Annotated in this window: 20 protein-coding genes; 14 read left to right on the top strand and 6 right to left on the bottom strand. The window is 59.7% G+C overall.

Annotated features, from left to right (window positions below):
* Window positions 1-289: hypothetical protein (locus tag G3N97_RS30615; RefSeq protein ID WP_205996666.1), on the bottom strand; the 289-nt coding region annotated here is incomplete at its 3' end.
* 178 nt (window positions 290-467) lie between these two features.
* On the opposite strand from G3N97_RS30615, the gene G3N97_RS30620 reads away from it, so the two are divergent.
* Window positions 468-707, top strand: coding sequence for a hypothetical protein (locus G3N97_RS30620; RefSeq protein WP_205996667.1), 240 nt, complete (start codon window positions 468-470; stop codon window positions 705-707).
* Between the two features lie 17 nt (window positions 708-724).
* Here the strand turns inward: G3N97_RS30620 and G3N97_RS30625 are convergent, their stop codons facing one another.
* Window positions 725-1111, bottom strand: coding sequence for a hypothetical protein (locus tag G3N97_RS30625; protein ID WP_205996668.1), 387 nt, complete (start codon window positions 1109-1111; stop codon window positions 725-727).
* A gap of 17 nt (window positions 1112-1128) precedes the next feature.
* Between G3N97_RS30625 and G3N97_RS30630 the strand changes: the two genes are divergently transcribed.
* The 9 genes from G3N97_RS30630 to G3N97_RS30670 all read left to right on the top strand — a co-directional run bounded on the left by G3N97_RS30630 (window position 1129) and on the right by G3N97_RS30670 (window position 8018).
* Window positions 1129-1968 carry a DNA-binding protein gene (locus G3N97_RS30630; protein ID WP_205996669.1) on the top strand — a complete coding sequence of 280 codons (840 nt, stop codon included), beginning with the start codon at window positions 1129-1131 and terminating at the stop codon, window positions 1966-1968.
* 297 nt (window positions 1969-2265) lie between these two features.
* Window positions 2266-3171, top strand: coding sequence for a hypothetical protein (locus G3N97_RS30635; protein WP_205996670.1), 906 nt, complete (start codon window positions 2266-2268; stop codon window positions 3169-3171).
* Window positions 3172-3191: 20 nt separating this feature from the next.
* Entirely contained in the window at window positions 3192-4658 is a 1467-nt protein-coding gene (locus G3N97_RS30640; protein WP_205996671.1) for a UvrD-helicase domain-containing protein, read from the top strand.
* 311 nt (window positions 4659-4969) lie between these two features.
* Entirely contained in the window at window positions 4970-5374 is a 405-nt protein-coding gene (locus G3N97_RS30645) for a GNAT family N-acetyltransferase (protein WP_205996672.1), read from the top strand.
* Window positions 5375-5796: 422 nt separating this feature from the next.
* A complete protein-coding gene (locus G3N97_RS30650) occupies window positions 5797-6093 on the top strand; it encodes a hypothetical protein (protein ID WP_205996673.1) in 297 nt (98 codons plus the stop codon).
* 21 nt (window positions 6094-6114) lie between these two features.
* Window positions 6115-6468, top strand: coding sequence for a hypothetical protein (locus tag G3N97_RS30655; protein WP_205996674.1), 354 nt, complete (start codon window positions 6115-6117; stop codon window positions 6466-6468).
* Window positions 6469-6484: 16 nt separating this feature from the next.
* A complete protein-coding gene (locus tag G3N97_RS30660; protein ID WP_205996675.1) occupies window positions 6485-6691 on the top strand; it encodes a hypothetical protein in 207 nt (68 codons plus the stop codon).
* Between the two features lie 47 nt (window positions 6692-6738).
* Complete coding sequence (locus G3N97_RS30665; protein ID WP_205996676.1) at window positions 6739-6936, top strand: hypothetical protein; 198 nt, start codon at window positions 6739-6741, stop codon at window positions 6934-6936.
* 797 nt (window positions 6937-7733) lie between these two features.
* Window positions 7734-8018: a hypothetical protein gene (locus G3N97_RS30670; protein WP_205996677.1), complete on the top strand. Its 285-nt coding sequence runs from the start codon at window positions 7734-7736 to the stop codon at window positions 8016-8018.
* Between the two features lie 114 nt (window positions 8019-8132).
* On the opposite strand, the gene G3N97_RS30675 is transcribed toward G3N97_RS30670, so the two are convergent.
* Together G3N97_RS30675 and G3N97_RS30680 are read right to left on the bottom strand one after the other, a co-directional pair.
* Window positions 8133-8537 carry a hypothetical protein gene (locus G3N97_RS30675; protein ID WP_205996678.1) on the bottom strand — a complete coding sequence of 135 codons (405 nt, stop codon included), beginning with the start codon at window positions 8535-8537 and terminating at the stop codon, window positions 8133-8135.
* Window positions 8538-8621: 84 nt separating this feature from the next.
* Window positions 8622-8828: a hypothetical protein gene (locus tag G3N97_RS30680; RefSeq protein WP_205996679.1), complete on the bottom strand. Its 207-nt coding sequence runs from the start codon at window positions 8826-8828 to the stop codon at window positions 8622-8624.
* Window positions 8829-8958: 130 nt separating this feature from the next.
* On the opposite strand from G3N97_RS30680, the gene G3N97_RS30685 reads away from it, so the two are divergent.
* Together G3N97_RS30685 and G3N97_RS30690 are read left to right on the top strand one after the other, a co-directional pair.
* Window positions 8959-9393, top strand: coding sequence for an STM2901 family protein (locus G3N97_RS30685; protein ID WP_205996680.1), 435 nt, complete (start codon window positions 8959-8961; stop codon window positions 9391-9393).
* Window positions 9390-9740 carry a DUF1493 family protein gene (locus tag G3N97_RS30690; RefSeq protein WP_205996682.1) on the top strand — a complete coding sequence of 117 codons (351 nt, stop codon included), beginning with the start codon at window positions 9390-9392 and terminating at the stop codon, window positions 9738-9740. The genes G3N97_RS30685 and G3N97_RS30690 overlap by 4 nt, the downstream gene beginning before the upstream one ends.
* A gap of 24 nt (window positions 9741-9764) precedes the next feature.
* Here the strand turns inward: G3N97_RS30690 and G3N97_RS30695 are convergent, their stop codons facing one another.
* Both G3N97_RS30695 and G3N97_RS30700 read right to left on the bottom strand, forming a co-directional pair.
* The gene (locus tag G3N97_RS30695) at window positions 9765-10169 is read right to left on the bottom strand and encodes a hypothetical protein (protein ID WP_205996684.1); all 405 of its coding nucleotides are present in this window, start codon (window positions 10167-10169) and stop codon (window positions 9765-9767) included.
* A 19-nt stretch (window positions 10170-10188) separates the two neighbouring features.
* The gene (locus G3N97_RS30700) at window positions 10189-10794 is read right to left on the bottom strand and encodes a hypothetical protein (RefSeq protein WP_205996686.1); all 606 of its coding nucleotides are present in this window, start codon (window positions 10792-10794) and stop codon (window positions 10189-10191) included.
* A gap of 114 nt (window positions 10795-10908) precedes the next feature.
* Here G3N97_RS30700 and imuA point away from each other — a divergent pair, with 114 nt between their 5' ends.
* A complete protein-coding gene (gene imuA / locus G3N97_RS30705; protein WP_205996697.1) occupies window positions 10909-11619 on the top strand; it encodes a translesion DNA synthesis-associated protein ImuA in 711 nt (236 codons plus the stop codon).
* Window positions 11540-12247, top strand: coding sequence for a DNA polymerase Y family protein (locus tag G3N97_RS30710; RefSeq protein ID WP_205996688.1), 708 nt, complete (start codon window positions 11540-11542; stop codon window positions 12245-12247). Before imuA ends, G3N97_RS30710 begins: the two co-directional genes overlap by 80 nt.
* Window positions 12248-12366: the final 119 nt, after the last annotated feature.

Consider the following 12366-nt stretch of genomic DNA (forward strand, 5'->3'; position numbering starts at 1 on the left):
CATCAATGTCGAACCATGTCCAGTCGCCGACCTGACGCCTGACTACCCGCGTGGTTTCCAGGCCCGGGGTCTCAGACTCGATGAGCAGGATGACCTTCGCCTTTGAGTTCGCGAAGCTGTCTTTCTGTAGCACGAGCGCGAAAGGTGGCATTGCGTCCGGAGACGTCGTTTCGCGCCCGCTGGGCGGACGCTCTTCCGGACATTGCTTTGCCGACTGGTCGTCAGCTTCTGTTTCTTGCGGTGTCATGGCAGGAACGGGCAAATTCGGCACGAGGGGCGTACCGCTCATCTGCGGAGCCCATGCTGCGAAATAGGTGCCTTTTTGATTACGGAATCTGCGGGAAAAACTTTAGCATGTGCTTAAAACGGTGACTTGTGGCCTGCGTACTCGGGAGTGATTCCCGCAGCTGGCAGCCATGGGACGCCGCCGCGGACTGTAGCGCCATAACCGCTCGAAGAGCATTTGTGTGAAACAGATTTTCATCAAAAGGGATGAGGCCATCCGCCTGTTAATCAAGAGGCGGGCGACGAACGCGGGCGCGAAACCTCCGCGCGTCCAGACGACCGGCAGCGATATCGCGCCGGCTGCCGCTCTGGAGAGGCTCCTGCCCGACGTTCGGGCCGGTCGCATTAACGAATTTCATCTCGATGGTGATGACGGACCACATCACATCGTCATCACGAACCAGGGGTGTAGACCGCGATGATCCCAGCCGATTGGCTTTCAGTTTTCAAGCGGATGTACGAAGAGCGGCAACCTGCCGATATGGATCGGCTGCACACGGATTTCGCGGATTTCCTCGCCCGCAACTGCGGCTTGCTCGAGCCCGATGACATTTCCCTGCTCATTGAAATCGGCGCCTTGCTTTTTGGCATGAAACCAGCAACGTAAGTGACCGACCGTCTTCGGTCCATTCGGCACCGAAAGAGCAGGAAATGGTAGGTAAGGGTAATCTCTGATTGCGCCCAGAAAAAGCCCCTGAGGCGCTCCTCCTGTTTTGCCGCAGACTTGTTCTGCGGCTTTTTTTGTCTCGCAAAAGATGTAGCGCGCTATGACCGCCATCCCGTGGGGAATCTGAAACCCCTTGCTTTTCCCATAACGTAACGACATAAAAAGGATGTTACGTTATGGCTCGTGAACCCGGAATTACGCAGGATCAGGTCAGCAAGGCGGCCGAAACTATTCGGGCGGCGGGCGGCCGCCCAACCGCTCGCGCCATCCGTGAAGCCCTTGGTACGGGATCGATGGCAACCGTGCTGAAATTCTTCCAGGCGTGGCAGGACGCCCAGGTCCGCCCGGCGGAAGCCCCGGTGTCGCTTCCCCCCGCGCTGCAGCGCGGGCTCGTGGACTTTGTGGCTGAAGAGGTCGAGCGAAACAGGAGCGAACTGCTTGCGGAGCTGGAACTCGCGCGGCAAGCCAACGGCGATCTGATTGCAGAGGTCGAGCGCGTGATGCTCATGGTCCAGAATCTCGAAGCGACGCTAGAAGCAGCAATGGGCGACAGGGCTGAACTGTCCGGTCGGCTTGCCCAGGTCGAGGCAGAGCGTGACGCAGCCAGGCACGACGCCATAACAGAGCGGCAGGCGGCCGAGGCGGCGCGCACCGAGCAGGCAAAGGACCGACTGAGACTGGAGGCGATGCCACGACTCGAAAAGGAACTCGATACCCTGCGTCAACAACTTGACCAGGCGAGGCGCGAGGGCGCGGCCGCTGTCGACGCGGAGCGTGCTGGGCGCGTGAGTGCCGAGCAGGCGGCGGCGGTGGCATTGGCCAGGCTTGAGGGTGTAATCGACGCCCGCGGAATCGTCGAGGGTGCACTGGCCGAGTCGCGGGAGCGCGAGCAGGAGCGCGAAGCGGAGGTGTCCGCACTCCGTGCAGAGCTGACGGCCATTCGCGCGTCAATCGCGGGCGGCGCGCGGAAGCGCGTCCCGTTGAGTGTTCACGGTCGTGAAAAGAAGAATGGATGACTGGATACTGTCACCGACCGGCAAATTGCGCTGTTGGACTCAAAATGGATGTCGGTGGCCTGCCGACGGGGAGGGCTGCGCAGACTCGTTTTCCGGGAAAGCCGCTATTATCAAATTCCGGCTGTTTCGCCTGCGAGTGCCGCGATGACCGGCTGGTCATGTCGCATGGTGCACTCCGAATAGCAACATGGAAGTTCAGTCGGAAAAATCGCGCCGTTTCCGCGTTTCTGGCCGGAAAACACCGCAGAGCGGGCACCTGGGCAAAAACTCCAGATGAACCACCGATGAACGTTAAAGATGACGGCACATTTCAAAGTGAGCGCGGGCCGTACGGCCTCCTATCCCATCACACGTGAGCAGGTTGAGGAACGTCTGGGACGACGGGCGCCGTGGTTTCGTCCTGGTCAGTTGCGTGACGACGACAAGCATTTCGCCGTGTGTCCGTACTGCGACAATGCCATTCAGCTGAAGGGCATATATCGCAGACACGCGATGAGCCCTCGCCCATATGGTAGCCACGTGGGTGCGCCGATCGAGGGATTCGCGTTCGATCGGGTCGACCTGGAACATTGCCCGTTTCGACTCAGTCGTCAGTCGCACGGGAAGACGGATCGTCGGGACATGGGACCGGTTGCGCGCCAGCTGATCGAACTGGCGATTTCGGAGTTTGACCGGATCGTTCTGATCCTGAGAGGGGACTTTGGCTTTCGCTTCTCGGACGCATTCGCCGGGCGAATGCTCGATCAATGGTTCGATTCGCGGGGTTTCTGTTATACCGGCGCTCATCTGAGAAATCTCCCGTGGATGATTGCGTATTTTGGACCTACGCAAACACTGTTTGGTCAGCGAGTCGGTGAAAATGCCGAGCTCTCCGACCGCATCAGGCAGAAGGTTCCCCAGGCCGGGCTCCCGGAAAGCGGGCGGCTGGAGAAGGGCACTGGACGGTTTACTGTCGAGCTGCAGTGTCTGCACCACCGGATGGTGCAGACGGACACTGGCCTGCTGCGCGAGAGCATGAAGCTGCGGGTCCAGGATTTCACCTTGTCCAACGATGCGATGGTTGCGCCGACGCTTTATCAGAAGGAAGTTATTTTCGACCCCGATCGGTTCGAACGTCTGATCCACACCCAGAGTGAGCGCGCACAGAGGGACGAGAGGCTGCTGGAACGCGCCCGGACAATTGCTGCGAAGTGGCAGCCCTGAGAAAAGCAGGCATACCAGGCATGGCTCTTTCGTTCCACCCGACCGACGAGCAGTGCGCCGCCGTCGAAGCAGCACTACTGGGCGGGAACCTCAAGATCAAGGCCTTCGCTGGCGCAGGCAAGACGTCGACGCTCCAGTTGCTGGCCAGCGCCTTCGGACAGCGTCGCGGCATCTATCTCGCGTTCAATCGCGATATTGCAGCGGCCGCCGCGCGAAAATTTCCGATGCACGTTCCGGCGCGCACCATCCACGCACAGGCGTGGGGCGCGGCCGACGCCACGCTCAGGAGGCGTGGCAGCCTGGACGCCGAGCCGCCGCATGTTCTTGCGACGCGCCTGGGTATCGGCGCGGTGCAGGTGCGATCGGTGACCAACCGGGTGGTCGAACTTGTGCCCTTCGAGACGGGGCGGATCGTCGCCGATGCGCTTGGCCGGTTCTGTCGCTCAGCCGACCCTCAGCCGGAGGCGTCGCACATCGTTGTGGACGAGAAGATCGATGGGGCGGACGCTGCGCAACTGCGTCACTGGCTGTTGCCGTTCGTTCGGCGACTGTGGGAGGAAAGTGCCACGCCGGGCGCGCACAGCGCCGTGACGCCGGACGTAGTGCTCAAGCTGTGGGCAATGTCGGCGCCGATCATCGACGCGGACTACATTCTGTTCGACGAAGCGCAGGATAGCGATGGTGTGATGCTCTCGGTGCTCGCGCGCCAGCGCCACGCCCAGGTGATCTACGTGGGCGATCCATACCAGCAGATCTATGAGTGGCGCGGCGCAGTCAACGCAATGGGCCACATCCACGCGCCCGAGTGCGCACTCACGGAGTCGTTTCGTTTCGGCCCGACGTTCGCTGCGCTGGCCAGCCGTCTGCTCGCGCAGCTCGGCGAGCGTACGCCGCTACGTGGCCAGGACTCGATCGGTTCGATCCTGGTTGAAGATCCGTCGCTCGCGCCGCCCGTCGACGCCGTGCTATGCCGCAAGAATGTGACGGCCATCTGGCAGCTGGCTGCAGGTATCGAGGCGGGGCATCGGCCGGCGATTCGTATGAGCCCGGCGGAAGTCACGGCATTTGCGGATGGCGCTGACCAGTTGCTGGCCGGGCAGCGTACCTTCCGGCCAGCGGCCTTCTCGCTGTTCGAGAACTGGGCCGACGCGCAGGCATTCGCACGCACGCCGTTCGGGCAGGATCTGCTGCCCGTCGTGCAGATTGTCGACGAACTCGGCACAGGGTATCTGCGCGCGCTCGCGCAGAAATGCGCTCCGGAGCAGCACGCCGACTACGTGATTTCAACGGTTCACCGCGCAAAGGGTCTGGAATGGAAACGGGTGAAGGTGGCGAACGATTTCCGATTTCGTGGCGCGGACGGCAGACCGGTGCCCGACGAAGACGAGCTTCGGCTGCTTTACGTTGCTATCACGCGCGCGCAACATGTGCTGGACATCTCGGCAATGCGCGATGAGTTGGTACGACTGGTCGCTCGCAGCCGTTGACGCGACAGACGCTGAGATAACGTTACGCCTTCAGCGGCGAGTGCTGGCCCGCTGGTTGGTTTGTGTGCACCATGGAGTCGAAAAGTAGCCGCGACTAATGTGTTTCGATGATCTCGAATATGGGATCCGGCGATCGGCACGAGTTGCGATGCGTTGGGTCCGATGCGTTTATCTACCTGCTCATACACGGGACGCCGGGGCTGGTGATGTCGGAACCGACGACGATGAAGTTGATACGCTAGATCGGAAGGAATAGCCGACCCAACTGAATCGGAAAATTCGTCGCCACGCGCGGCACTGGAGATTCGGCTATGGCGGTGAATATTTCAGTCGTTGAAATCCAGGATTGGCAAAACCTTAAGAGTGATCTGCTGCGGGAGCGAGCAAGGCGATCCGCAGGAGGATGGGCGCATTTTTTCATTGCACATGTCGGAAGCGAAGAGGCAGGAATTTTGGTCCTCGACATCCTTGATCGACCACCGCGCGCGAGCATCCACGAGATATTCGTCCTGTCGGAGTATAGGCTACGCGGAGTTGGTGGCACACTCCTTATGCACGCGGTGGATGTTGCGAAATTCAAACTTTTGCCGACGCTTGATCTTGAAGTATTCCCCCTCGATACAGCGACGAGTCGGGAATTTCTGACGCAGTGGTACTTCAGGAGCGGCTTCGACGCCGAACAAGGCTGTGCGAGGCGGATGGTGAGGACGCTGTGACCGAATGGGAAAATTCGGGCTCGCGGTGGTTGGCTCACTCGATGAGCCAGTGACTAGCGGATACTGCGTTGGTGATTTTGGCTCGACCGCCGGAAACATTCAGCAAAATATTTTCGGAAGGATCGGACATGGGTCGCTTGAGATTCGAACACGTCGCAGGTCGCTATTACGTGCACCCGTCTATCGATGTGACACAAGAGCCCGTTTTCCCGGGCGATGTCGCTGAGTTCGACATTACCCACTGGGACGTTTGCGCAGACGCGGAGCAGGACGCTCGGGGCAACTGGACGTATCAGTGGATTAAGAGTTACGACACTGAGCACGCGGCACGTGCAGCCGCGCGTCTGCTTGCCAAGGCGGAGGCCGCCTGAGCCCCCGCAGAAATTCGCCGGCGCGGTCGGCATTGGAAAACGGAAGAGGAAATGGCTGAAAAGGATGAAATGCCGGTTGGCGAGTGGTGCGTTCGGATGACGTGCAAGCTGTTCGCGCTAGGCGCTGCGATTTTGGGCGTGGGCGGTTGCGTGCTGATTGCCTTCAAACTCAATCTTCCGTTGATCGAAGCCGAGAACTACGGTGCGGCGGCGTTGGTAAGCATCGCGCTTATCGCCGGAATGTTGTTTGGGCTCGCGCCGATGGCCGTAGAGATAGACAAGGCGATGCTGCGCCTCTGCGGTGGCATGCAGCCACTTCCAGGTCGGAAAGATCAATCAGAGCAGTAAGAGATCGGAAATTTAAACGACATGAAAAAAGTACTTTTTGCAGCGGTAACGCTGACGCTCGCCGGTCTCGCTAACGCCGACGAAACGCCGACCACTTTCAATGCGAACGACTACATTGCTTGCGACGCGTACGCAATGGGCGCGGTGCTTATAGCGAAGAAGGCGGCCGACCAAAAGCGTCCGGTCGAAGCCATCGTGAACGAGACTTATGAGCGCCCACCCGTCCTCGATATCAAGCTCTCTCTTCTCGCATCGGATGCGATCAAGACCGGATATCTGCAGTCGGCTGGTGAAACGAGCCTGCAACGGTTCCTCGCGGGCGTGTGCTACGGCGGTGATTTGACGGGCCGCGAACTAGCACCGAAGAAGCCGTAACGCTGGACGGAAGATCATGGAAACCAAAGAGCGAATCGAAATGGCAGATGCGATCGCGTATTTCGCCATGCTGTTCGCGGTGCTGCTGGTGATTGTGGCTGTCCTCGATGCGTGGAACTTTCCCGGCCACAACTACGGTGGCCTGTTCTTTATGGGGGCGCTTGCCTGTTCTGCTATTGCACTTTACGCAAGGTACGTTAAGCGCGAGCGGCCCGACTCCTGACTACTGGCTCGGTCGATGCTGGGGCGTGTGCTGCGGGCAAAACGGGCTTGTTCGCCGATGCCCGCAATCCCGAGCAACGCGAAGCATTGGAACAAGTGGTTCAGGCTGCGCTGGACGAACACGCTATGCTGCGCTCATTCTCCGCAATCAACTTCGCCGTGCTCTCCGACGCGGTTGCTATCCAGGCTGCGATTCGCCCAGACTGCCAGGCCACGGAAGTCCGAGCAGGCAACCATCTGGTTTAATCCATCTTCAACAGCGGGGGCTTGGAAATGTCGATCCCTACCGTAGAGTCGCTTGAAGCGGCAGCGCGCACTGGTATTTCGGTGATTCAACCTGACCGAAAGGTGGTAAGAATTCCTGGCGTTGCTGTGGATGTTGGCGGGTCCATTATTGACGTGCTCTATGACGCCGAGAAAAATACTTATTCGTGGATGGTGGATGGAAGGCGCCGGAGGGTCGAATTCGTCCGAAGGTTTCTGGCGTCGCTGTCGTGACGGAAACACTCACGACGCACAATAAATCGCAGTCGGCGCGGTAGAGTGTGGCCACGGCCTCAAGTAAGAGCGCACAGGAAAACTCGAAAAAAATTGCCCACATGAATTACGTAGGGGACACACGTATTCGAACCATACCGCGTCTGGATCACGTTCGGAACTATGGCAGCTCGACGAGTTTCACTGTTGGCGTGAGGTTGTCATGAAGAATATGTGGCTGTCTGTCGAGACAGCGGTTTCCGATGGTACCCCATGCGAATTGATGTTCGCCGACGACCGCGGAACTTACCAGGATGCCGGACCATTCTTCCTGCATGGAGACGGGCGGTGGTATCGCATAGATCCGCCAATGCAGGAGGGCAGGGTACCCACTCACTATCGACCTTTGTGGTGGCTTCTGGAACCGTAGCTTCCTGCGGCATGGTCACGCTATGATCGAGCGTCGGCGCAGGCGCAGGGAAGGGCGCCCGGATGCCGGTGCTTCAATGGCAAGGATCAGGGTTGAAAGGATGGACGGGGAAAATAACACCAATATTGGCGCGGTAGTGAGCCAACTGCTGCTGCAGATGATCGAGCTTGGACTGACGTGGGAGCAAGCGGTCGCGGTATTCGGAATCGCAGCGAAAGCGTTGGCTCAGGCGGCTGCCAGTGCGAATGGCAAGGAGGTGACGGATTACGAGGACATCGCGCGTCAGGGCCTGCTTGAGGCATTCGACCACGAAGTTAACGTCGTCGTCACGAACGCCGGGTCGGAGCAGAATGAAAATGAAAGGGAGGGCAATGCATTGCTTGCTATCGCCCGGCGCCGGAATAACCGGAAATACCACTGAGCCGAATTTGCGAACTTCAGCAGCACGCAATTTTCCAGGCGCCTGCGACCTACGAGCATACCCGGCGTTACCGAGCGCGCGGGAGCTCGTAAGCCTGAATATCGGGCGTCGGGCCTAAGCCACAGTTACGCCATGGCAACCGGAAAATTCAAAGATCTTATGCGCGGACTCGGGCGAACTCGCGCCAACGAGTGCCTTTACACATTCTGCGAGCGCCGCTGACGTGGTGACAGGGATAACCGGCAACTCACGGTCTGCAGCCGCGTTGATCTGGTGAAAGCCTTCGATCCATTTCAGTGAGGTTCCAGTCGGTGCCACAAGCGGCATTTCGAACAGGTTCTTCTCGAGGTAGCGAGAATGCAGATCGACCTTTGCTGCATTGAAATAGTAATGGTCGTTCGATTCCATTACGGCCTTCAGTTTCGCCGTATCGGCGATAACAATGACCTGTGTGTCATTTTCGCTAAAAGCGTGATCCAGGTGGCCGAGCGTCTTCGAAAACAGCGAGCATTTAATCATTGGCAGTCCCGTTGCTGGTGGTTGGTGGTGCGATCTTATTTAACATAAGCTAATTTATCGCATTTTCTAAAACGATTGCTAACGTTATCCATGCGGACTGGCGAGCTGGTCTAGCGCCTTCGACGCGTCCGCCATGATCGCATTGGGGTTCGCGAAGCTGATCGCGGCTCGCGTGACTATTGCCCCGACCGTCAAATGCTCAACTGCGCGAACCAGCGCGACAATGGCCGCGGGATCGCCCCAGACGCCGCGTTTCCTGGCACGCTCCTGAATGTCTGTGTCGTCGAGCATCTTCCGCTCCGTTAGCTGCTGGATCCTTCAACCAGCTTCGACCGCCAGGCGGACTTCCGCTGGCCGGGCACGTCAGGATGCCACAAGTCGCCCGTTTGTTATATTTATCCGACGAATAACCGGAGCGAGTATGAGTAGCAACGTTTACGACTACGGCATTCACAGGAATCTGTCTCCTTCGGAGCTATTTTTCCTCGTGTTTCTGGACGAGGCGTCGAAGCAGCTGGGCGTCGACGATCTGGTCGACGTGGCCGCGATCATCGTGGGCTGGCCGTTCCTGCCCACGCGCCGCAAGCCTGGTGGCACAACGAAAGGCACGTCGATCGCGTCCCGCGTCGCGCGCCGGCACCTCGACTTTGAAATCAAGGCCCGGATTCTGCCGACGCTGACGCTCAAAAGCGCGAGTAAGCTCAAGATCCTCTTCACCAATAATCTCGGCGTGTTTGTCGGTCGCGCGGTGCCAGTCGTGGGCGAGGTAATGCTCACGTACGATGCCGCGACCATCAGCTATAAAAGCGTCATTCACTACAACCGGCTGGTGAAGCCGGAGGACAAGGTATTTTGACAAGTGATCAGGAATTCGGCGCGGTCGAGGAGTTCGTGCGTGCGCGAACAGGCGTCGGCTCGCGCAGGCAGATCACCGCCGCGACCCGACTGGAGGACGACCTCGACCTGACCGGCGTGGAGGCCGAAGCGTTCATGGAGAAATTCTTCGACGTGTTCAGGGTTGAAGCTGGCGACTTCAGCTTCGATCGCTACTTCGTGAATGAAGGCTCGGGGCTCATTCTCTCGATCGTCACACGCCTTTCGCGGAAAAAGCGGGATGCACTGCATCGCGTGCCGATCACGGTGGGCATGCTCGCTGAAGCGGCCGCCGCCGGTCGCTGGGATTCGCTTGCTCTGGAGAGGTGATGCGGGAGCTTTCTGACGGTACGGCTACATCAAACCGCACGACGTGTGGGCGAAATCGGTCATGAGCCCGGTGACTATCCAGCTTGCGCCGGCGCTGAGCACGATCCCGGCGAGCGCCACTCCAATGCCGGGCCTTATGGGGGACCATTTCGCGATTGCGGCAACGCCCGCAACACAGGCGACCAGGATAAATGGTGATGCTACCGGCCATTCGGCGAATGCCTGGAAGACAATGACGGGTGGCATGAATACTGCCCAAAACAGCGCCCAGGTGCCGTCGCAGTATGCGATGCAGCCGCCGGCGATCGCGGCCAAAGCCATCGCGATGAGGGCCGCGCCGACGGCAAGAACACTCCATACACCTCCGCGCCGCCAGCTTACCGCGGCCGACGTGTTGGCGCGCACAGCCTTGTCGATAGGTTCGTTCATTTCTGGACGGCCTCACCAGTCACAGCCCAGAGCCCGACACCGGATTCCCGAAATTATCCAGCGACCAGCGGTCTCCCATGCGAGTGATCGAGGCACGCATTACGGTATGAGCGTTTGCTCCTGCGAAAGCCGAGCGCATCGTTGGTTGGCTTGCCTGTAGCTCTTGGTTCGTTGCCCATTCCGGAACGTCGGTGAGCTTGTAGGTGTAGTAGACGAACGTGCTAGAGGCGTCGAGGCCATCGACTTTCTTCACGTTGTCCCATCTGACAACCTTGTCCAGCGCGGCCTTCGCGAAACAGAACTGCCCGTTCTGGAGGATCGTCCTGCCTTTGTCCGAGATGTCAAACTCGTGCGCAGGCCTGTGCCTGTAGTCCGTCACGGATTTGGCGCTGAGTAAACCTGCTTTCACGAGCGCGCGCTGCTCATTCGCATAGTCGCTGTTATCGTCGTCGCCTACGGTGTCTGCGCCCGGGATGTACGAAAAGCACAGAACCCCGTGTTTCTGGAACGACGCGCTTATGGCAGTCGAAAAGTTTTCCTCATTCGCGTCTTTGGAAGAGGAGCAGGCAGTAGCGAGGAGAGAGCCGACAATCGCCGCCGCAATTGATTTCGTCGATTTTTTCATGCGGCAATCATAAGACGAAAAAGTCCGCAGATGAATAAGGGCCGCTTTGCAGCATGAACGGGTGCCGACTATACTACTGTATAAATATACAGTGATGAGGGCACTATGGGAGCGATGCAGCAGCTGCGAGTGGAAGATATACATCCGGAGCTGTGGAGGGCTTCACAGCTGGGTTCCATAGGCCATCGCACCGTGCCCAGCGGCCACGCTGCCCTTGACGCTGAACTGCCGGGCGGCGGCTGGCCGACGGGATCGTTGACCGAGTTGATGCAGCCGCAACCCGGCTGTGGCGAGCTTCGCCTGCTTCGGCCTGCGCTTTCGCGCGTTTCACTGCGCCCTGTGTTTGTCGTCCAGCCTCCGCACCGGCTGCAACCGGCTGCCTTGACGTGGTGGGGGCTTGATACGGCGAATGTGTGCCTCCTTAAACCGGGATCGACGGCCGACGCCCTGTGGGCGGTTGAACAGGTCCTGCGCTCCGGGACAGCCGGCGGGTTGTTGTTCTGGTCATCGCAGGTTCGGGCGGAAGCGCTCCGGCGTCTGCATCTGGCCGCACAGCGCGCGGACACCCTTTTCTTCCTGTTCCGGCCGATGGCCGCCGCCAGTGCGACATCTCCTGCTCCGCTACGGCTTGGACTGGAGCCGTCATCGGCTGGCGTGAACATCTCGTTTATCAAACGCCGCGGTCCGCATCGTGATGCCCCTGTTTTTGTGTCCCTGTCGCCCTCACCCATTCTCCTGAATCGAAATGCACCACTGGATCGGCGTCAGTCTGCCGCGCCTCCCCATCGAGAGTTTTTGCCCGACCTGGCACACGCCAGCGTCTGACCGTGGGGTCGTTGTGCTGGAGAAAGGTCGGGTGCTCGATGCAGACGTTTCCGCGCGCGCGCATGGCGTTGTTGGCGGCATGCGCCGCGGCGGCGTACTTACGCTCGCGCCGGACGCGACGATCCACGATCGCGATACTGTGCGCGAGAACGAAACCGTTCTTGGCGTGGCGGCCGCCCTGCTCCAGTTCACGCCCCTCGTTGTGATCGCAGAGGAAAACGTGGTGCTGGCCGACGTGTCAGCAAGCCTGCGCCTGTTCGGCGGCCTGCGGGCGTTGAGGCGATCCATTCGTCGCGTCATCGCAGATTTCGGTGTGACGAGCGCGATGGCCATCGCAGCGACCGCACAGGCCGCGTGGCTGTTCGCGCGCACGTGTGGCGGCGTCGCGTTGAGCGATCGCGCACGCAGCCGCGCGCTCGCACGCGTGCCGGTGAACGCCCTGCCGGCTGCACGCCGCTACGCGGACTGGTTCGACGGACTTGGATGCACAACGATGGCGGATGTGATGCGGCTGCCGCGCGCGGGCCTGAAAAAGCGGTGCGGGACGGCCCTTCTCGACGCGCTTGACCGCGCGACGGGGGTGGCGCCCGAGGCGCACGAGTGGCTCGTCATGCCGCCTACCTGTTGATTTGCAGTAGAAACTGACCCACTTTTTGCATCTAAAACTGACCCACCCTCGTGGCGCAGAATCATCACTCCTGCGCGCCAACTTCTTCGTCTTTTACTGTCTTAGGTGAGGTTTTGCGG

The sequence above is a fragment of the Paraburkholderia sp. Ac-20347 genome (assembly GCF_017104805.1).
GTDB classification, from domain to species: domain Bacteria; phylum Pseudomonadota; class Gammaproteobacteria; order Burkholderiales; family Burkholderiaceae; genus Paraburkholderia; species Paraburkholderia tropica.

Excerpts from the sequence above, each read along its gene's own strand:
- G3N97_RS30645 (WP_205996672.1), top strand. The coding sequence starts at position 4,970 with ATGGCGGTGAATATTTCAGTCGTTGAAATCCAGGATTGGCAAAACCTT.
- imuA (WP_205996697.1), top strand. The coding sequence starts at position 10,909 with ATGCAGCAGCTGCGAGTGGAAGATATACATCCGGAGCTGTGGAGGGCT.
- G3N97_RS30625 (WP_205996668.1), bottom strand. The coding sequence starts at position 1,111 with ATGTCGTTACGTTATGGGAAAAGCAAGGGGTTTCAGATTCCCCACGGG.
- G3N97_RS30680 (WP_205996679.1), bottom strand. The coding sequence starts at position 8,828 with ATGCTCGACGACACAGACATTCAGGAGCGTGCCAGGAAACGCGGCGTC.
- G3N97_RS30710 (WP_205996688.1), top strand. The coding sequence starts at position 11,540 with ATGCACCACTGGATCGGCGTCAGTCTGCCGCGCCTCCCCATCGAGAGT.
- G3N97_RS30630 (WP_205996669.1), top strand. The coding sequence starts at position 1,129 with ATGGCTCGTGAACCCGGAATTACGCAGGATCAGGTCAGCAAGGCGGCC.
- G3N97_RS30660 (WP_205996675.1), top strand. The coding sequence starts at position 6,485 with ATGGAAACCAAAGAGCGAATCGAAATGGCAGATGCGATCGCGTATTTC.
- G3N97_RS30650 (WP_205996673.1), top strand. The coding sequence starts at position 5,797 with ATGGCTGAAAAGGATGAAATGCCGGTTGGCGAGTGGTGCGTTCGGATG.
- G3N97_RS30695 (WP_205996684.1), bottom strand. The coding sequence starts at position 10,169 with ATGAACGAACCTATCGACAAGGCTGTGCGCGCCAACACGTCGGCCGCG.
- G3N97_RS30675 (WP_205996678.1), bottom strand. The coding sequence starts at position 8,537 with ATGATTAAATGCTCGCTGTTTTCGAAGACGCTCGGCCACCTGGATCAC.
- G3N97_RS30700 (WP_205996686.1), bottom strand. The coding sequence starts at position 10,794 with ATGAAAAAATCGACGAAATCAATTGCGGCGGCGATTGTCGGCTCTCTC.
- G3N97_RS30685 (WP_205996680.1), top strand. The coding sequence starts at position 8,959 with ATGAGTAGCAACGTTTACGACTACGGCATTCACAGGAATCTGTCTCCT.
- G3N97_RS30655 (WP_205996674.1), top strand. The coding sequence starts at position 6,115 with ATGAAAAAAGTACTTTTTGCAGCGGTAACGCTGACGCTCGCCGGTCTC.
- G3N97_RS30640 (WP_205996671.1), top strand. The coding sequence starts at position 3,192 with ATGGCTCTTTCGTTCCACCCGACCGACGAGCAGTGCGCCGCCGTCGAA.
- G3N97_RS30635 (WP_205996670.1), top strand. The coding sequence starts at position 2,266 with ATGACGGCACATTTCAAAGTGAGCGCGGGCCGTACGGCCTCCTATCCC.